Source organism: Streptomyces sp. V4I8, from assembly GCF_041261225.1.
Classification (GTDB): Bacteria; Actinomycetota; Actinomycetes; order Streptomycetales; family Streptomycetaceae; genus Streptomyces.
The window spans coordinates 3,895,048-3,913,789 of sequence record NZ_JBGCCN010000001.1 but is presented as its reverse complement, the minus strand read 5'-3'; the positions used below and the strand labels follow the sequence as shown (position 1 = coordinate 3,913,789).

12 protein-coding genes and 2 pseudogenes are annotated in these 18,742 nt (G+C 71.7%); 7 read left to right on the top strand and 7 right to left on the bottom strand.

Going from position 1 to position 18,742, the window contains the following annotated elements; translation table 11 throughout:
- A pseudogene (gene speB, locus ABIE67_RS17740) lies at positions 1–982 on the top strand (agmatinase).
- The gene (locus ABIE67_RS17735; protein WP_370258364.1) at positions 979–2,667 is read left to right on the top strand and encodes a thiamine pyrophosphate-binding protein; all 1,689 of its coding nucleotides are present in this window, start codon (positions 979–981) and stop codon (positions 2,665–2,667) included. Before speB ends, ABIE67_RS17735 begins: the two are co-directional and overlap by 4 nt.
- A 4-nt stretch (positions 2,668–2,671) precedes the next feature.
- Here ABIE67_RS17735 and ABIE67_RS17730 read toward each other — a convergent pair whose 3' ends face one another.
- The 5 genes and pseudogenes from ABIE67_RS17730 to ABIE67_RS17710 all read right to left on the bottom strand — a co-directional run.
- Positions 2,672–2,914 (bottom strand): hypothetical protein, encoded by a 243-nt coding sequence (locus tag ABIE67_RS17730; RefSeq protein ID WP_370258363.1) that lies wholly within the window; start codon positions 2,912–2,914, stop codon positions 2,672–2,674.
- Between the two features lie 119 nt (positions 2,915–3,033).
- The gene (locus tag ABIE67_RS17725) at positions 3,034–3,837 is read right to left on the bottom strand and encodes an endonuclease I family protein (protein WP_370258361.1); all 804 of its coding nucleotides are present in this window, start codon (positions 3,835–3,837) and stop codon (positions 3,034–3,036) included.
- Positions 3,838–4,029: 192 nt separating this feature from the next.
- Positions 4,030–6,327, bottom strand: a complete 2,298-nt coding sequence (locus ABIE67_RS17720) for an ArnT family glycosyltransferase (protein WP_370258360.1) — start codon at positions 6,325–6,327, stop codon at positions 4,030–4,032.
- A 97-nt stretch (positions 6,328–6,424) separates the two neighbouring features.
- Positions 6,425–7,114 carry a haloacid dehalogenase type II gene (locus ABIE67_RS17715; protein ID WP_370258357.1) on the bottom strand — a complete coding sequence of 230 codons (690 nt, stop codon included), beginning with the start codon at positions 7,112–7,114 and terminating at the stop codon, positions 6,425–6,427.
- A gap of 119 nt (positions 7,115–7,233) precedes the next feature.
- A pseudogene (locus ABIE67_RS17710) lies at positions 7,234–7,517 on the bottom strand (amino acid transporter); the annotation flags it as partial.
- A gap of 78 nt (positions 7,518–7,595) precedes the next feature.
- On the opposite strand from ABIE67_RS17710, the gene ABIE67_RS17705 reads away from it, so the two are divergent.
- From ABIE67_RS17705 to ABIE67_RS17690, 4 genes are all read left to right on the top strand, one after another.
- Positions 7,596–8,477 carry a serine hydrolase gene (locus tag ABIE67_RS17705; RefSeq protein ID WP_370258355.1) on the top strand — a complete coding sequence of 294 codons (882 nt, stop codon included), beginning with the start codon at positions 7,596–7,598 and terminating at the stop codon, positions 8,475–8,477.
- Positions 8,478–8,530: 53 nt separating this feature from the next.
- Complete coding sequence (locus ABIE67_RS17700; protein ID WP_370258352.1) at positions 8,531–9,580, top strand: esterase-like activity of phytase family protein; 1,050 nt, start codon at positions 8,531–8,533, stop codon at positions 9,578–9,580.
- 92 nt (positions 9,581–9,672) lie between these two features.
- Positions 9,673–13,404 carry an ABC transporter ATP-binding protein gene (locus tag ABIE67_RS17695; RefSeq protein ID WP_370258349.1) on the top strand — a complete coding sequence of 1,244 codons (3,732 nt, stop codon included), beginning with the start codon at positions 9,673–9,675 and terminating at the stop codon, positions 13,402–13,404.
- A gap of 539 nt (positions 13,405–13,943) precedes the next feature.
- Positions 13,944–14,336, top strand: coding sequence for a hypothetical protein (locus tag ABIE67_RS17690; protein WP_370258345.1), 393 nt, complete (start codon positions 13,944–13,946; stop codon positions 14,334–14,336).
- Between the two features lie 59 nt (positions 14,337–14,395).
- Here ABIE67_RS17690 and ABIE67_RS17685 read toward each other — a convergent pair whose 3' ends face one another.
- Together ABIE67_RS17685 and ABIE67_RS17680 are read right to left on the bottom strand one after the other, a co-directional pair.
- The gene (locus tag ABIE67_RS17685; protein WP_370258341.1) at positions 14,396–15,064 is read right to left on the bottom strand and encodes a hypothetical protein; all 669 of its coding nucleotides are present in this window, start codon (positions 15,062–15,064) and stop codon (positions 14,396–14,398) included.
- Positions 15,065–15,207: 143 nt separating this feature from the next.
- The gene (locus ABIE67_RS17680) at positions 15,208–17,106 is read right to left on the bottom strand and encodes a glycoside hydrolase family 3 protein (RefSeq protein WP_370258337.1); all 1,899 of its coding nucleotides are present in this window, start codon (positions 17,104–17,106) and stop codon (positions 15,208–15,210) included.
- A gap of 406 nt (positions 17,107–17,512) precedes the next feature.
- On the opposite strand from ABIE67_RS17680, the gene aroA reads away from it, so the two are divergent.
- Entirely contained in the window at positions 17,513–18,742 is a 1,230-nt protein-coding gene (gene aroA / locus ABIE67_RS17675) for a 3-phosphoshikimate 1-carboxyvinyltransferase (RefSeq protein ID WP_370258333.1), read from the top strand.

The window sequence follows — 18,742 nt, the reverse complement described above, 5'->3', positions numbered from 1 at the left end:
ATGACTGGCAACGAGACACCCCGCGGCCCCGTCGACTCCTCCCGCATCCCGCGGTACGCCGGACCCGCGACCTTCGCCCGGCTGCCCCGCCTCGACGAGGTCGGCCGGGCCGACGTGGCCGTGGTCGGCGTGCCGTTCGACTCGGGGGTCTCGTACCGGCCGGGCGCCCGCTTCGGCGGCAACGCGATCCGCGAGGCGTCCCGGCTCCTGCGCCCGTACAACCCGGCGCAGGACGCCTCCCCGTTCGCCCTCGCCCAGGTGGCGGACGGCGGCGACATCGCCGTGAACCCCTTCAACATCAACGAGGCCGTCGAGACGGTCGAGGCGGCCGCCGACGAGCTGATCGGCACGGGCGCCCGCCTGATGACCCTGGGCGGCGACCACACCATCGCGCTGCCGCTGCTGCGCTCGGTGGCGAAGAAGCACGGCCCGGTCGCCCTGCTCCACTTCGACGCCCACCTCGACACCTGGGACACGTACTTCGGCGCCGAGTACACCCACGGCACGCCCTTCCGGCGCGCGGTGGAGGAGGGCATCCTCGACACCTCCGCCCTCTCCCACGTCGGCATCCGCGGCCCGCTGTACGGCAAGCAGGACCTGACCGACGACGAGAAGATGGGCTTCGGCATCGTTACCTCGGCGGACGTCTACCGGCGCGGCGCCGACGAGGTCGCGGACCAGCTGCGCCAGCGCATCGGCGACCGGCCCCCTCTACATCTCCATCGACATCGACTGCCTCGACCCGGCGCACGCCCCCGGCACCGGCACCCCCGAGGCGGGCGGTATGACGTCGAGGGAGCTGCTGGAGATCCTGCGCGGTCTGGCCGGGTGCAACCTGGTCTCGGCCGATGTCGTCGAGGTGGCGCCCGCGTACGATCACGCCGAGATCACGTCGGTGGCCGCGTCCCACACGGCGTACGAACTGACCACGATCATGTCCCGCCAGATCGCGGCGGCCCGTGAGGAGAACGAGGGCAAGTGACCCACGACCACGACCTGGTGCTCCGCCCGACGGAGGCGCAGACCGCCGCTGCTCTGAATCCTCCCGCCGGCCGCAACGGCGGAGACCTGGTCGTGGAGACGCTGGCCGGGCTCGGCGCGACGACCGTCTTCGGGCTGCCCGGCCAGCACGCCCTGGGCATGTTCGACGCACTCCGGCGCTCCGACCTGCGGTACATCGGGCTGCGGGTGGAGAACAACGCCGGGTTCGCGGCGGACGCGTACGGCCGGATCACGGGCGAGGCGGCCCCGCTGCTGCTGTCGACGGGCCCGGGGGCGCTGACCTCGCTGGCCGCGCTCCAGGAGGCGGCCGCGGCGTCGGCCCCCGTGCTGGCGATCAGCAGCCAGATCCCGACGGCGGGACTCGGCGGCGGCCGCCACGGCTACCTCCACGAACTCCCGGACCAGGCGGCGTCGTTCAGGGGCGTGGTGAAGTCGGTCCACACGGTCCGCACCCAGTCCCAGATCCCCTCTGCGATCGAGGCGGCCTGGAAGTCGGCGCTGACGGCCCCGCACGGACCGGTGTGGGTGGAGATCCCGCAGGACGTGCTGCTGGCCGAGACGTCGATCCCGGTGGTGACGGGAGGCGACGCGTTCCCGGAGGAGCTGCCGCCGCGTCCCGAACTGACGGCGGTGGCCGCCGACCTGCTGTCGCGTGCCGCCCGTCCGGCGATCATCGCGGGCGGGGGAGTGGTACGGGCTGACGCGTCGGGCAAGCTTCGGCGGCTCGCCGAGATACTCCAGGCGCCGGTGGTCACGACCCCCGGCGGAAAGGGCGCGTTCCCCTGGACGCACCCCCTGTCCCTCCAGTCCTGGATCGAGGACCGGCACACCACGGACTTCCTGGAGGACGCGGACGTACTCCTCGTCGTCGGCTCCGGCCTCGGCGAACTCTCCTCGAACTACCACACGTTCAAGCCGCGGGGCCGGGTCGTCCAGATCGAGGCCGACCTCGGCAAGCTGGAGTCCAACCACCAGGCGCTGGGCATCCACGCGGACGCGCGCCTCGCCCTGCAGGCGCTGCTGGAGACGGTGACGGAGCGGGCGGACGCGGGGGCACCGGAGCGCGTGCGCGCGGTGTTGGAAAAGGTCGCCGCCCGCATCGCCGCCCAGGAACTCACCCTGGAACAGCAGGTGCTGGCGTCGGTCCGCCGCGCCCTCCCCGCCGACTCCCCGTCCTTCTGGGACATGACGATCCTCGCCTACTGGGCCTGGTCGGCCTTCGACGCCAAGGGCCCCAACCACATGCACTCCGCCCAGGGCGCCGGCGGCCTCGGCTACGGCTTCCCGGCGGCACTCGGCGGCGCGGTCGCGGACCCGACGCGCCCGGTCCTCGCGGTGTCCGGCGACGGAGGCGCCCTCTACTCGATCGCCGAACTGGCCACAGCCCGGCAGTACGACCTGGACGTCACCTGGCTCATCGTCGACGACGGCGGCTACGGCATCCTGCGCGAGTACATGACGGACGCCTTCGGCCAGCCGACGGCGACGGAGCTGACGCGGCCGGACTATGTGGCGCTGGCGGAGTCGTTCGGCGTCCCCGGGGTCCGTACGACCCCGGAGACGCTGGAGGCGGAGCTGGCGAAGGCGCTTCAGACCCCCGGCCCGTCGGTGGTCGTCCTCCCGGCGGTGCTGCGGATGTTCGCGCCGACGCACCTCACGACGTGATGCCTCAGAGGCCCTGGTCGCTCGCGTAGTGGATGTGGTCGCGGTCGTAGCAGGCGTCGTCCACCGCGGGGCCGGTCACCGGTACGGCCCAGGGGACGAGCGCGAGTGCTGCCCGGCAGAGGTTGGGGGCGGAGTGGCCGGCGATGGTGATACGGCCCCGGTCGCCGTCGTCGGCGTGAGCCGGGGCGGGGGCGGCGAGTACGAGGGCTGCCATGGTGCACGCGGCGAGCGCGCTGATCTTCTTCATAGCCGGGTCAACGGCATCGGATCGGCGCAGGTCATTCCGCTGTACAGGTGGTGACGGAACGCGCCGGGGGCCGACGGGGTCCCTGGCGCGTCCACGGCGACCGAACAGAGCCCGGTCGCCTACCAGATCGCCTCGACCCACTCCGGGTGGTCGATGAACGGGTTGCGGTTGTGCTGGTAGGAGTCGTAGATGACCTCGTTGCGACGCTCTTCGAAGGCGCTCGGCGGGTCCTGCTCGTTCCACTGCTTGAGGATGGAGAGCTTGCCCATGTACGGGTTGCTGCCGTTGCCCACCTTCTCGTTGGGCTCCAGGTCGGCGAAGCCGTCGTCACCCTCGTAGCGCACGGCCATGTAGAGGATCATGCGGGCCACGTCGCCCTTGTCCGCGGCGCGCGGCTGGAAGGAGTCGGAGTCGACGAGGCTGCCGCCGCCGTTGGTGACGCTGCTGCCGCCGTTGTCGAAGTCCAGGTTGCCGCGGATGCTGTTGACCTGGACGTCACAGGCGCGCAGGTGGTGCAGGTCCGTGCCGGGACCGGTGACCTCGCCGAAGTCGCCGTGGGACTTGGCCCAAGTGTGCTCGCGGTTCCAGTTGCCGGTGCTGCCGCCGTTGAGGGACTTGCTGCGGGAGACGCCGCTGTACAGCAGGAGCACGTTGCTGCTGTTGTTCGGGTCCTGGTCGGCGGCCTTCAGCGCGTTCCAGACCGCCGAGTACGAGATCTTCGTCTGGTCGCTGATGATCGTGTGCAGCGAGTCCTTCAGGGCCGTGCCGGTCTTGCCGATCGCGTCGGCGTAGTACGTGTCGTCGTACGCCGTCGTCGTCGCCGCGGCGGGGGTCGCGGTCAGCGCCGGGGTGAGGCCGACCAGGACGGCGGCCGTCGTCAGCGCCACTGACTTCCAGCGAGGGCGTATGCGTGTCGCCAGCATGTGGGGTGTCCCATCTACGCGGGTTGAATGGAGGCGGCAAACGGGAGAGTGGCATGGACATGCGGTGGTGTCGAGGGCTTGCACGTGTCCATTGGGTGACGGGAAACGGCAAATCAGGGCATGGGTGCGATAGTTGACGCCAAAACGGCCCCTGGCTTGAGCCAGGGGCCGTCGAGCGGGGAGGCGGCGGGGTCAGCTGACGTCCGACGGGTCCAGGCGGTAGACGGTGGACTGGTTGGTCTGCGAGGAGCTGTCCGAGCTGGAGTCCGGGTTCGTGGTGGAGCTGGAAGCCGAGCTGTACTCGCTCTCCTTCACCGCCGTCCCGTTCTTCTGCACCCACTCCGTGACCGCGGAGCTGACGTCGCTGCCGCCGCCGGGGCCGCCGCCCATGCCGCCGCCGATCTGGATGTAGTGCAGCTCGCCGTTCTTCACCAGCTCCTTGAGCTTGGCCAGGGTCATCGCCTTGTCGCTGCCGGACCAGCCCCACATGGAGATGACGGGCTCGCCGCTGCTGAGGATCAGCTGGGCCGCGCTCTGCGAACTCGACACCGCCAGCAGCCACTTGGCGCCGTCCTGGTGCTTCTTGAGGTACGTGATGAGCTCGGTGCTCGCGCCGCCGCCCATACCGCCGCCTCCGCCGCCGAAGCCTCCGCCGCCGAAGCCTCCGCCGCCGAAGCCTCCGCCGGCCATGCCGCCGGGGGCCGTGCCGCTGTTGCCGGGGCCTGTTCCGCCGGGGGCCGTGCCACCAGGGGCCGTACCCTCGGGGGCCGTACCGCCGTTGGCGGTGCCGTTCGGGGGCGTACCGCCCATCTCGCCGGTGCCGCCGGGAGCCTGGCCGGTCTGGCCACCGGCCTGGCCGGTCTGGCCGCCCTGCTGGGGGCCGCCCCCCGGCATCTCACCGCCGCCGAAGCCACCCCGGCCGCCGCCACCGCCCCCACCGGGACCGCCGCCGAAGCCGCTCCCCGTCGAGGGGCCGGCCGTCGGGTTCGTACCGCCCATGCCGCCGCCCGAACCGGACGGCACCGACCAGGCGTACGCCGCCGGGCCCGCCACCGCAGCGACGACCGCCGCCGTCACGGAAGCCGCCAGCAGCCGCAGCCGCAGCCGGTTGCCGGAAGCGGACCGGAAGACGAGCAGCCCCACGATCGCCAGCGCCATGACGACGGCGATCGCCGGCCACAGCCAGGTGTTCCAGCCGGAGGCCCGCCGCAGGAGGACGACGGCCCAGACCGCCGTGACCGCCAGGCCCGCCGGCAGCACCCACGCCCACCGCTTGTCGGCGCGGAACGCGCGCAGCAGCATCACTCCGCCGCCTCCGCACAGCGCCGCGATGCCCGGGGCGAGCGCGGTCGTGTAGTACGGGTGCATCGTGCCCTCGGCCATCGCGAAGGTCAGATAGTGCAGCGCGGTCCAGCCGCCCCACATCAGCAGCGCGGCGCGGGTGAGGTCGGTGCGCGGGGCACGCCCGCACAGCACGAGTCCGCCGACGCAGGCGATGGCCGCGAAGGGGATCAGCCAGGAGATCTGGCCGCCGAGGATGTCGTTGAAGAGCCGGCCGATCCCCGCGGTCCCGGAGAAGCCGCCTCCGCCGCCTCCGCCGCCTCCGCCGTTTCCCTCGCCGCCGAGGATCCGGCCCAGGCCGTTGTAGCCCATGATCAGATCCCAGGCCGTGCCGTCCGTCGAACCGCCGATGTACGGGCGTTCGTCGGCCGGCACGAGCGACACCGCCGCCGCCCACCAGAAGCTGGAGACGGCGAGCGCGACACCGGCGATGAGCAGGTTGACGATCCGCTTCCCGAGCTTCGGCTCGGCCGCGTACAGGTAGACCGCGAAGACGGCGGGCAACGCGATGTAGCCCTGCAGCATCTTCGTGTTGAACGCGAGTCCGAAGCACACCGCCGAGCCGACCAGCGGCAGCAACCTGCCGTTGTGGACGGCCCGCAGGGCGAGCGCCGCGCCGCCGGCCATCAGGAACACCAGCAGCGTGTCGGGGTTGTTGTCACGGTTGATGGCGACCGTGATCGGCGTCAGGGCCAGCACCAGCGCGGCGACCGTCGCCGCGCCGTGGCCCCATACCCGCTTCACCGAGGCGTGCACGATCCAGATCGACGCCAGCGCGACCAGGATCATCGGCAGCATCATCTGCCAGGTGCCGTAGCCGAAGATGCGGCACGACAGGCCCATGACCATCAGGGCGAACGGCGGCTTGTCGACGGTGAGGAAGTTGCCCGCGTCCAGCGACCCGAAGAACCATGCCTTCCAGCTCTGCGTGCCGCTCAGGACGGCCGCGCTGTAGAAGCTGTTCAGGCCGGAGCCGGAGAGGTTCCAGGAGTACAGCACCGCCGCCAGGATCAGGATCGCGATCAGCGCGGGGAGCGACCAGCGCGGTGCCTTGTCCGGGGGTGCCGCGGGCGGTGCCGCCGGTGGGGCCTGCGGTGGCACGTCGGGGGTCACGGTCGTGTGGGGGTGGGGATCGGTGGCTGATGTCACCCGGGCATGCTCCAAAGCGGGGGTGGGTACGCGCTGTGCCGGACCTGGCCCTTTCCTGTGAATTCACCAAGGGGTCGGCAAAGGGCGCCGGGCGCCCCTACGCGCGGTCGAGTTGGCCGGCCAGGTCGGCCAGGCCGTCGGCGTGCAGGTCGAACCGGTCCGAGAAAGTGGGCGGGTCGCCGACAGGGCGTGCCACGTACGCGGTGCGCAGGCCGAGGTTCTGTGCTCCGCGCAGGTCCCAGGCGTGGGCGGCGACCATCAGGAGCCGCTCCGGGGGTCGGCCGGAGACGGTGACGGCCAGCTGGTAGACCGCTGGGTCCGGCTTGTAGGTCCGGGTGTCCTCGGCGGACAGGGCCTGGTGCCAGCGCAATCCGGCGTGGGCGTTGAGACCCAGCAGCGCCCTCCGGCTCGCGTTGGAGAGTCCGATCAACGGGAACCGCTCGGCGAGTCGGGCGAGCCCTGCCACGGTGTCCGGCCACGGCGGGAGCCTCTGACCCGACAGGGCCAGCGCCGCCACGGCGGCCGGGTCGTCGACCCCGGCGGCATCGGCGACTTGCCGGGCGGCTTCCAGGTCGAGGAGGTCGCTGGTGAGGTAAGGCCGGACGCCGTCGAGGATGCGACGTTGCTCGCGGTCGATGTGCCGGTGCCACAGCGACAGGAGCTCCTCGACCCTGGGCTCGTCGAGCGAGGGGGCGAGTTCACGAATGCCGGCGCGGATACCGGCGGGTTCGTCGACAAGCGTGCCGAGCACGTCGAACACGACGGCATCGATCTCCGGCTGGGACATGGGCGAGATCTCCTGAAGGAGCAGGGGAGATGAGCGGGTGTTGGCCGAACACGGCGGAAGCCACCCGGATTCCCGGCCGCACGACCGGCGCGGCACCTCCGTGGGATCAGAAAAGGGGATCAGAAATACGTGGCGGCCCCGAACACCCGCCGCAACTGGGCCATGTCATGCCGGTCGCGGCCCGTCGGCTCGTACGCCTGGTGGAAGTGGACCTGCCGCTCGGCCGACGGCCACGGGACCGGCACGCCCCCGATCCGGTCCGTTCCCCCGCCCGCCCCCGCTCCTCCGCAGCCGTGAGCACGAACCGGACCGGCCGCCAGTCCAGGGTCTCCACGAAGCCCGCGTCCGCCAACTCCGCCAACGCCGCCACCACCGCGGCCTCCTGCTCCTGGCGGTGCAGCAGACAAGAAGGGACGGACAGTACGCCGTCGGCGGTCATCACGCGTACAACCTTTCATGCGTGCTCGTTGGTCAGAGGGACATGACCCACGGGACAACGAACAAGAAGTCGAGGCGCGCTTCCGTACGCGCGAGAGCAGGCATCGCGGCCGGTGTGGGCGTCGGCGTCGTCATAGCGTCCATAGCGGGCGCGAGCCCCGCCGCCGCGGCGACCACACCCACCGTCAGCTGTACCTCCGCCAAGGCCGGCCTGGCCGCCAAGCTGAAGAAGGACGTCACCGCCGCCCTGGCCAACCGCAAGGGGACCATCGCCGTCGGCCTCTACGACCGTTCCACCAACACCACCTGCGCGCTCAGGGCTTCCAGCGCCTTCGACTCCGCCAGCGTCGTCAAGGTCACCGTGCTGGCCGCGCTGCTGTGGGACGCGAAGAAGCACGGCCGGTACCTCACCGACCGTGAGGTGTCCCTCGCCAAGGCCATGATCACCAAGTCGGACAACGCCGCGACGAGCACGCTCTGGAAGCAGCTCGGCCTGACGAAGATCAAGGGCTTCCTCACGGCCGCCGGCATGACCCAGACCAAGCCCGGCGCGAACGGCTACTGGGGCCTGACTCAGATCACCGTCACCGACGAGCAGAAGCTGCTGAAGCTCATCACGGCCAAGAACGCGATACTCAGCGACAACTCCCGCGCCTACATCCTGAAGCTGATGGGCCAGGTCGTCTCCTCCCAGCGCTGGGGCACCCCGTACGGAGTGCCGTCCGGCGTCACGGTGGCGGTCAAGAACGGCTGGCTGCAACGCGCCACCCAGGGCTGGCGGGTGCACAGCGTCGGCGCCTTCAAGGGCGGCGGCCACGACTATGTGATCACGGTGCTCACCCACGGCAACAGCACCATGAACTACGGCATCACGACCATTCAGGGCGTCGCCAAGGTCATCCACAAGGACCTGGCCGCGAGCTGAGGCTTCACGAGGCGGCCTACCTCGCGTCACCCACCCGTCCTACGGTGACCCCCATGCGCCTGAGAACCGTACTCGCGACAGCCACCGCGGGCCTGGCGGCGGCCACGTGCCTGACCGCCGTCGGCCCGGCGAACGCCCACGCCGTCACCCTCACCCCGCAGGACAGCCACGCCTGTTCGCCCTCCGTCTCCATCGACCGCTTCTCCGACGCGCTCGACAAGACGACGTACGACGGCACCTTCGTCGGCAACTTCTCCGCACTCGCGGTGGACCGGGACGGGTCGCTCGCGGCCGTCTCCGACCGTTCGTCCCTGTTCGCCCTGGACGCACGGACGCTCGCGCCGAAGGGCGTCGTCCCGCTCGCCGACGAGAGCGGCGCCGCCCTCGACTCCGAGGGCCTCGTCGTCGACCGGGACGGCACCCGGCTGATCTCCTCCGAGACCGAGCCCTCCGTGCGCCGGTACTCCCGTGACGGCAGGATCCTCGACCGCCTCCCCGTGCCGGACGCGTTGCGGGTCGCCCCGGCGGGCCGCGCCGTCTCCAACGGCACCTTCGAGGGCCTGACCCTGCTCCCCGGCGGCCGTACCCTCCTCGCGTCGATGGAGTACGCGCTCTCCGGTGACAGCACGGACATCGTCCGCTTCCAGACCTGGCAGCGCACCAAGGGCGGCCACGGCGGCCACTTCGAGCTCGGCCGCCAGTACGCCTACCGCGCCGACGCCGGCCTCGGCGTCCCCGAGGTCCAGGCGACCCCCGACGGCCGCCTCCTCGTCCTGGAGCGCGGCTTCACCGCCGGCGTCGGCAACACGGTCCGCCTCTACCTGGCCGACCCGCGCCGCGCCACGGACACGAGCGGTGTCGAGAACCTGACGGGGCAGGACGGCGTACGGCTGATCAAGAAGACGCTGCTCGCCGACCTCGTGAACTGCCCGTCACTCGGAGCGACCGCCAAGCAGCCCCAGCCGAACCCGCTCCTCGACAACATCGAGGGCATGGCGGTCACGGGGTACTCGAAGGGGCGCCTGAAGGTGCTGCTGGTCAGCGACGACAACCAGAACGCCGCGCAGACGACACGCTTCTATTACTTGCGGGTACGCGTCTGACCCCGACCTCCGGCTTTGTTGCGGAGGGATGAAATCCGGGGCTGTCCGTGTTGGTGCCTTCCGGTAGATCAGGACTGGCGGAAGGCACCGGAGTGACGACGCAACGGGGATGGGCTCGGCGATTGTGGGGCTACGCGTGGCGCTACCCCAGGGACGTCGTCCTGGCCCTGGGCTCCTCCCTCGCGGGCATGGCCGTCATGGCCGTCGTCCCGCTGATCACCAAGGTGATCATCGACGACGTCATAGGCGACCACACCCGCGGCATGGCCCTCTGGGCCGGCCTGCTGATCGCGGCCGCCCTCGCCGTCTACGTCCTCACCTACATCCGCCGCTACTACGGCGGCCGCCTCGCCCTCGACGTCCAGCACGACCTGCGCACCGACATGTTCGGGACGATCACCCGGCTCGACGGGCGACGGCAGGACGAGCTGTCCACCGGGCAGGTCGTCGGGCGGGCCACCAGCGACCTCCAGCTGATCCAGGGCCTGCTCTTCATGCTCCCGATGACCATCGGGAACTTCGCGCTCTTCCTGATATCCCTGGTCGTCATGGCGTGGCTGTCGCTGCCGCTCACGCTGGTCGCCCTCGCGGTCGCCCCCGCCCTGTGGTGGATCGCCAAGCGCAGCCGGACCAAGCTGCACCCCTCCACCTGGTACGCCCAGGCCCAGGCCGCCGCCGTCGCGGGCGTGGTCGACGGGGCCGTCAGCGGCGTACGCGTGGTGAAGGGGTTCGGGCAGGAGGAGCAGGAGACCGGGAAGCTCAGGGAGGTCAGCCGGCGGCTCTTCGCGGGGCGGCTGCGCACCGTCCGGTTCAACTCGAAGTACACCCCGGCGCTGCAGGCCGTCCCCGCCCTCGGACAGGTCGCCATGCTCGCGGTCGGCGGCTGGCTGGCGGTGCGCGGGAACATCACCCTGGGCACGTTCGTCGCCTTCTCGACCTACCTCGCCCAGCTGGTCGGCCCGGTGCGCATGCTCGCCATGGTGCTCACCGTGGGGCAGCAGGCGCGGGCGGGCACCGAGCGCGTCCTGGAGCTGATCGACACCGAGCCGTCGATCAAGGACGGCACCAAGGCCCTGCCCGCCGACGCGCCCGCGACCGTCGAGTTCGACGACGTGTCCTTCGGCTACGACGACCCCTCCGGCACCACCGCGCCCGTCCTCGACGGGCTCAGCTTCGAGATCCGCCCCGGCGAGACCCTCGCGGTCGTCGGCTCCTCCGGCTCCGGCAAGTCCACGGTCTCCCTCCTCCTCCCGCGCTTCTACGACGTCACACGCGGCGCCGTCCTCGTCGGCGGCCACGACGTCCGGGAGCTGACCTCCGACTCGCTGCGGGCCGCCATCGGGCTGGTGCCGGAGGACTCCTTCCTCTTCTCGGACACGGTCCGCAACAACATCGCCTACGGCCGCCCCGACGCGACCGACGAGCAGATCGAGGCCGCCGCGCGCGCCGCCCAGGCGGACCGTTTCATCGCCGAGCTGCCCGACGGCTACGAGACCACGGTCGGCGAACACGGCCTCACTCTCTCCGGCGGCCAGCGCCAGCGCATCGCCCTCGCCCGCGCGATCCTCACCGACCCCCGGCTCCTCGTCCTGGACGACGCGACCTCGGCGGTGGACGCCCGCGTCGAGCACGAGATCCACGAGGCGCTGAAGCAGGTCATGGAGGGCCGGACCACGCTGTTGATCGCCCACCGGCGCTCCACCCTCGGCCTCGCCGACCGCATCGCCGTCCTGGACGCCGGCCGGCTCGCCGACATCGGCACCCACCAGGAACTCCAGGAGCGCTCCGCCCTCTACCGCCGCCTCCTCACCGACCCCGACGAACTCGGCGGCGTCTCACCCGGCCACGCCCAGCCCGCCTGCCCCCGCGAGGACACCTCCGTGCGGGACGAACTGGACGCCGAGTTCGACGCCGAGCGCGGGGTGACGCCGCGGCTGTGGACCGGCGACCGCGAGCCCAAGGACCTGGCGCTCTCGGAGTCCCCGGCCACCCCCGAACTCCTCGCCCAGGTGGAGGCGCTGCCCCCGGCGGCCGACACCCCCGACATCGACGAGGCCCGTGCGGTCCGGCCGGAGGAGTCGTACGGCCTGAAGCGGCTGCTACGAGGCTTCGGGCGTCCGCTCCTGATCAGCCTCGGCCTCGTCGCCATGGACGCCGGCATGGGTCTGCTGCTGCCCGTCCTGATCCGGCACGGCATCGACTCGGGTGTCACCCAGGCCGCCCTCGGCGCCGTCTGGGCGGCGTCCCTCCTCGCGCTGCTCGCCGTCACCGCCCAGTGGGTGGCCCAGATCGGCGAGACGCGGATGACCGGACGCACCGGTGAGCGTGTCCTGTACTCCCTCCGGCTGAAGATCTTCGCCCAGCTCCAGCGGCTCGGACTCGACTACTACGAGCGGGAGTTGACCGGCCGGATCATGACCAGGATGACGACGGACGTCGACGCGCTGTCGACGTTCCTCCAGACCGGCCTGGTCACCGCCTTCGTCTCGGTCGTCACCTTCTTCGGCATCATGGTCGCCCTGCTGGTGCTCGACATCCAGCTCGCGCTCGTCGTCTTCGCGACCCTGCCGCCGCTGATCGTCGCGACCTACTTCTTCCGCCGGGCGAGCGTGAAGGCGTACGAACTCGCCCGTGAGCGGGTGTCGTTGGTGAACGCCGACCTTCAGGAGTCGGTGTCCGGGCTGCGGATCGTGCAGGCCTTCCGGCGCGAGCGGGACGGCGGCGCGCGGTTCGCCGAGCGCAGCGACAGCTACCGCCAGGCCCGCATCCGGGGCCAGTGGCTGATCTCGATCTACTTCCCCTTCGTGCAGTTCCTGTCGTCGGGGGCCGCGGCCGCGGTGCTGATCGTGGGCGGCGCCCGGATCGACGCCGCGACGCTGACGACCGGTGCGCTGGTGGCGTACCTGCTCTACATCGACCTGTTCTTCGCCCCGGTCCAGCAGCTCTCCCAGGTCTTCGACGGCTACCAGCAGGCCACGGTCTCCCTCGGCCGCATCCAGGAACTCCTCCGGGAGCCGACCTCGACGAAGGCGGCCGAGGAGCCGCTGGAGGTGCTGTCACTGCGGGGCGAGGTGGCGTTCGAGAACGTGCACTTCCAGTACGGCGGCACCGACAAGGCGGAAGCGGCGCTCAGCGACGTCGACCTGCGGATTCCCGCCGGTCAGACGGTCGCCTTCGTCGGCGAGACGGGCGCGGGCAAGTCGACCCTGGTCAAGCTGGTGGCACGCTTCTACGACCCGACCGGCGGCCGGGTGACGGTCGACGGCACGGACCTGCGCGCCCTGGACATCACGTCGTACCGCCATCGTCTCGGGGTCGTCCCGCAGGAGGCGTACCTGTTCCAGGGCACCGTCCGCGACGCCATCGCCTACGGACGGCCGGACGCCACCGACGCCGACGTGGAGGCGGCGGCCCGCGCGGTCGGCGCCCACGAGATGATCGCCACCCTCGACGGCGGCTACCTCCACGAGGTCGCCGAGCGCGGCCGCAACCTCTCCGCCGGGCAACGCCAGCTGATCGCACTCGCCCGCGCCGAGCTGGTCGACCCCGACGTCCTGCTCCTCGACGAGGCGACGGCCGCCCTCGACCTGGCCACGGAGGCCCAGGTCAACCAGGCGACGGACCGGCTCGCGGGCCGCCGTACGACCCTCGTCGTCGCCCACCGCCTGACCACGGCCGCCCGCGCGGACCGGGTCGTGGTGATGGACCACGGTCGGGTCGCGGAGGACGGCACGCACGAGGAGCTGTTGGCGCGGGGCGGGCGGTATGCGGAGCTGTGGCGGACCTTCATAGGCGAGGCAGAGGCCGAGGCTGCTGTGGCGTGACTCCGGGTCAGTCGTGTGCCGGACGGAGTCCGGCCAGTCGCTCGAAGCCTGTGAGGCCCGTCAGGGCCGAGCAGTGCGAGGGGGACCGGGGGAGGTTCTGCCCGCGGTCGGGTCGCGGAGGACGGCACGCACGAGGAGCTGTTGGCGCGGGGCGGGCGGTATGCGGAGCTGTGGCGGACCTTCATAGGCGAGGCAGAGGCCGAGGCTGCTGTGGCGTGACTCCGGGTCAGTCGTGTGCCGGACGGAGTCCGGCCAGTCGCTCGAAGCCTGTGAGGCCCGTCAGGGCCGAGCAGTGCGAGGGGGACCGGGGGAGGTTCTGCCCGCGGTCGGGTCGCGGAGGACGGCACGCACGAGGAGCTGTTGGCGCGGGGCGGACGGTATGCGGAGCTGTGGCGGACCTTCCTCGGGCAGGCCGAGCCGGAGGAGCCGGTGGGGGCGGCCCGATAGGGGGGCGGCGTGGCGGCCGTGCAACCATCCGGCGTACGCCGTGCGTCCGTACACCAGTACGCTCATCGCCGGTGTACGGGGAGGACAACCAAGTGGACAGAGGTGCGATACGCCGCCGGCTGGCGGTCGGTCTGGCGGTGTTGACCGCGTCCGGACTGCTCGCGGTCGCGGCACCGACGCAGGCGCAGGCCGCCGCCCCCACGCACTGCGAGGGCCGCAAGGTCAAGACGTATCCGTTCTCCACCGGCACCCTGTACGTCTACAAGAAGCGCGGCCACGTCTGCGCCATCGTCTTCCCCCGCCGCCCCGGGCGTCTGCAGACGATGAAGGTCAGCGTGCAGGCGTACCGGGCCAACCCGGTGACCGACGAGGGCCTGTACAGCCGCCGGGCCGGCCCGGTCACCGTCCATGCCGGGCAGCGGTGCGTGTGGGTGACGGGCCGGGTGGGGAGCGGGTCGGTGAGCAAGGGGTGGATCCTGTGCTGACCGGCAGCGGGCGCAGCTGACCGGCACCGGGAGCGGCTGACCGGCACCGGGAACGGCGCTCACACCGGCCGCGCGCAGCCCACCGGTTTCTCGCCGCCCAGCTGGACGTACAGGGCCGTCGACAGAGGGCACCTGGCCCGCTTGTCCACGGCCTTGGTCACCTCGTACTGAGGCTTCCGCTGCCCCTTGCCGTCGCACGACGTCTCGCGCACCTGACCGTCCCCGGAGCCGTACACGCAGTCGCCGACGATCGTGCGGGGGCCGCCTCCGCCGCCGGGGTCGCCCGGGTGGGGCGGGGCCAGGTTGCGCATACAGGCGTAGCCCTGCGGGATGGCGCCGTCGCCGTCCTCGTCGGACGTCCGGCTCTGTTCGCTGATGTGCAGCACGAAGTCCGTGGTCCCCGGACACAGCGGCCCGTCGCCCACTCTGCCGTCGTGCCGGGCCACGACCCGCGCCGCCGCCCGTTCACCGGTGCACGGCACCTCGGTGAAGCTGGTCGTGCCGAAGGAACTGCACTCGTCGACACCGAGGAACACCGCCCCGTACCCGGCGGGCCTGGTCGGCGGCGTCACCTGCTCCGCACTGCGCCCGGCGCTCGAACTCCCGCTCTCCCCGAGCCGCCCGTCCTCCTCAGCCGCCGCCCCCGACGGACTCTGGCATCCCGTCAACAACGCGGCGAGCAGCACCAGCAACGCACAGGCCACCCCCACAGCACTTCGCTTACGCATCGCACTCCCCCCGGGACCCCCGCCCAGCGTGACCCGCCGCAGCGGGCGCACGCCAGACATGTGGGGTCCTTTGCGTCGGTTGGGGGTGAGTGCGCCCGTTGTGTGGCGTACGGGCGCTACGCCCAAAGTGCTATGCGGGAGTGCTATGCGGACCGGCCGCGCCCGTACGACAGCCCGTGCCCGAGCGGATACAGCACCCGCGTCGGATCGTCCGCCCGCTGCACCGGCACCGGCAGCCTCCCGCGCGGGGACACCCGCCCGGCGATCACCCGTGCCGCCGCGCGCAGCTCCACGTCGGTCCAGGAGTAGGACGCCAGGCAGGCCTGGACGGCGGGCAGATGGGCCACGTCGTACGGGTTGCGGATCGCCACCGCCACCACCGGCCTCCCCGTCGCGAGGAGCTGCTCGACCAGGGTCTTCTGTGTGCTGCTCGCCGTGACGTTGTACGTCCCGACCACCACCGCGTCCGCCGCCCGAGCCGCCTCGACGGCCCTGGCGATGGTGCTGGAGGAGGGTGCCGTGCCCGTCGACAGGGCGGTCGCCGTGAAGCCCAGTTCGGTGAGGGCGGTGGCGAGTACGCCGGTCGGCGGTCCCGTCGTGCCGGACGGGGAGGCCGGGTCGGCGCCCACGACCAGGAGCCTGGGGCAGGCGCGCCGGGACAGGGGGAGCAGGTGCCCCTCGTTGACCAGCAGCGTCGTCGTCCGCTCGGCGATGCGGTCGGCGGTCTTGAGGTGGGAGGCGGTGCCGACGTTGCGGTCAACCCCGCCCTGGCTGACGTACGGCTCCTCGAACAGCCGCAGCTTCGCCTTCAGCCGCAGGACCCGCAGGATCGATTCGTCGAGCCGCGCCTCGGTCAACTCGCCGTCCTGGACGGCCTTGAGGACCGCGTTCCACGCGATGGCGAGGTTCGGCGGGTTGAGGAGCTGGTCCACGCCCGCCTTGAGCGCGAGGACGGGGACGCGGTCGTCGCCGTACTTCGTCCGTACGCCCTCCATGCCGAGCGAGTCGGTCACCACCAGCCCGTCGTAGCCGAGTTCCTCGCGCAGGATGCCGGTGAGGATGGGGCGGGAGAGGGTGGCCGGGTCGCCGGAGTCGTCGAGGGCCGGGACCATGATGTGGGCGGTCATGATCGAGTCGATGCCGGCGCGGACGGCGGCCCGGAAGGGCGGCGCGTCCAGGGTCTCCCACTGCTCACGGCTGTGGGTGATGACCGGGAAGCCGTAGTGGCTGTCGACGGCGGTGTCGCCGTGCCCGGGGAAGTGCTTGGCGGTGGCCGCGACCTGCCGGTCGTGTCGCGAGCGCTGGTATCCGGCGACCTCGGCGGCGACCATGCCGGCCACCGCGTCCGGGTCGGCGCCGAAGGAGCGCACGCCGATGACCGGGTTGGCGGGGTTGACGTTCACGTCGGCCACGGGGGAGTAGTTCTGCCGGATGCCGAGCGCCTTGAGTTCCTGTCCGGCGATCCGGCCGAGGGTACGGGCGTCGGTGCCTGAGCCGCCTGCCCCGATGGCCATGGCGCCCGGGAAGAGGGTGGCGGGCTCGCCGACGCGGCAGACGATGCCGTGTTCCTGGTCGGTGGAGATGAGGACGGGCAGGCCGCGGGGCTGGGTGAGCGACGCCTTCTGGATGCCGTTGGAGAGGTCGGCGATCTGATGCGGATCCCGGGTGTTGTGCGCCCAGGTGAAGTAGATGATGCCGCCCACTCGGTACCTGGCGATCAGTTCGGCGGCCGTCCGGACACCGATCTCCTTGAGGTTGGCGTCGATGTCGGCCTGGTCGGGGGCGGTGGCGGAGTGGCCGTAGACCCGCATGACGAAGAGCTGGCCGACCTTCTCCGGCAGGGTCATCCGGGCGATGAGGGCGCGCAGTTTCCGGTCGTCGGGGGCGGCGGCGTGGGCGGTGCCGCCGAGGGCCAGGGCGGTGGTGAGGCCGGTGGTGGCCGCGAGGACCGTACGTCTGGCAGGTGTGGCGGTGTTTCCGGTGCTTGCCGTGCTCCCGGTGCTTCTCCCGTTTCGTCTGCTTCCCGTGCTGGTGTCGGGCACGTGCGCTCCTTCCGGAGGTGGTGCGCTGAAGGAAACTTCCGAGAAGTCACCAATAACCGGGAAGTTTCTGCCAGTCAAGGGAGTGCACCGTAACCAGGAAGGGGCCGCCATCGGCGCAGTTGGAGGGGGCGCGCCGATGACGGCGTGCTGCCGGCCGGGGTACGGCGGAGAGGGTTGGTCAGCGATCGCAGCCAGCAGCGAGGGCCGACACCGCACCACGGTGACTCTCCGGCAGCTCGCGGTTTGGACGGGCGGGGGTGGGGCTGGGTTCCCGGGGATGGCCGGAATCGGCGAAGTCGGTAAGCCGGGGGCCTGCGGGGCAGATGGGGAACGGCTGACGGACCGTTGCGGGTCCATCCCGTGGACGTCCCGGCACCGGAGCCGGGGGCCGGGCGATCATCGGTCCATGCCCGTAGTCGACATCCCCGGTTCCAAGTCCATCACCGCCCGCGCCCTCTTCCTGGCGGCCGCTGCCGACGGGGTCACCACTCTCGTACGGCCACTGCGCTCGGACGACACGGAGGGCTTCGCCGAGGGCTTGGTGCGCCTCGGCTACCGCGTCGGCCGGACCCCGGACACCTGGCAGGTCGACGGCCGCCCGCAGGGCCCCGCGGTCCAGGAGGCGGACGTCTTCTGCCGCGACGGCGCGACGACGGCCCGATTCCTGCCCACCCTGGCCGCCGCCGGCCACGGCACCTACCGCTTCGACGCCTCGCCCCAGATGCGCCGGCGCCCCCTGCTGCCGCTGACCCGGGCCCTGCGCGACCTGGGCGTGGACCTGCGGCACGAGGAGCGGGAGGGCCACCACCCGCTCACCGTGACGGCGGCCGGCGTCCAGGGCGGGGAGGTGACGCTGGACGCGGGACAGTCCTCGCAGTACCTGACGGCCCTGCTGCTGCTCGGACCGTTGACCCGCGAGGGCCTGCGCATCACCGTCACCGACCTGGTCTCGGTGCCGTACGTGGAGATCACGATCGCGATGATGCGGGCCTTCGGGGTGGAGGTGGCGAGGCAGGGGGACACCTTCGTGGTCCCGCCGGGCGGCTACCGCGCCACGACCTACGCCGTGGAGCCCGACGCGTCCACCGCGAGCTACTTCTTCGCCGCGGCCGCCGTCACGGGCGGCGAGGTGACGGTCCCCGGCCTGGGCGAGGGGGCGCTCCAGGGCGACCTGGGCTTCGTCGACGTACTGCGGCGGATGGGCGCACAGGTGACGGTGGGCGCGGAGGCGACGACGGTCCGGGGCACGGGCGAGCTGCGTGGCGTCACGGTGAACATGCGGGACATCTCCGACACGATGCCGACGCTGGCGGCCATCGCGCCGTTCGCCTCCGGTCCCGTGCGGATCGAGGACGTGGCGAACACGCGGGTGAAGGAGTGCGACCGGCTGGAGGCGTGTGCGGAGAACCTGCGGCGGCTGGGGGTGGAGGTGACGACGGGCCCGGACCGGATCGAGATCCAGCCGAGCACCCCGGTGGGAACGCAGGTCAAGTCCTACGGCGACCACCGCATCGTGATGTCCTTCGCGGTGACCGGGCTTCGGGTGCCCGGTATTTCGTTCGACGACCCCGGGTGCGTACGGAAGACTTTCCCGGACTTCCACGAGGAGTTCGGGGCGCTGCGCGCGCGGTTGTGA

What these genes read in the sequence shown, in the direction of transcription:
- ABIE67_RS17730 (WP_370258363.1), bottom strand. Translation starts at nt 2,914, where the DNA reads ATGAAGAAGATCAGCGCGCTCGCCGCGTGCACCATGGCAGCCCTCGTA.
- ABIE67_RS17725 (WP_370258361.1), bottom strand. Translation starts at nt 3,837, where the DNA reads ATGCTGGCGACACGCATACGCCCTCGCTGGAAGTCAGTGGCGCTGACG.
- ABIE67_RS17715 (WP_370258357.1), bottom strand. Translation starts at nt 7,114, where the DNA reads ATGTCCCAGCCGGAGATCGATGCCGTCGTGTTCGACGTGCTCGGCACG.
- ABIE67_RS17705 (WP_370258355.1), top strand. Translation starts at nt 7,596, where the DNA reads ATGACCCACGGGACAACGAACAAGAAGTCGAGGCGCGCTTCCGTACGC.
- ABIE67_RS17700 (WP_370258352.1), top strand. Translation starts at nt 8,531, where the DNA reads ATGCGCCTGAGAACCGTACTCGCGACAGCCACCGCGGGCCTGGCGGCG.
- ABIE67_RS17685 (WP_370258341.1), bottom strand. Translation starts at nt 15,064, where the DNA reads ATGCGTAAGCGAAGTGCTGTGGGGGTGGCCTGTGCGTTGCTGGTGCTG.
- aroA (WP_370258333.1), top strand. Translation starts at nt 17,513, where the DNA reads ATGCCCGTAGTCGACATCCCCGGTTCCAAGTCCATCACCGCCCGCGCC.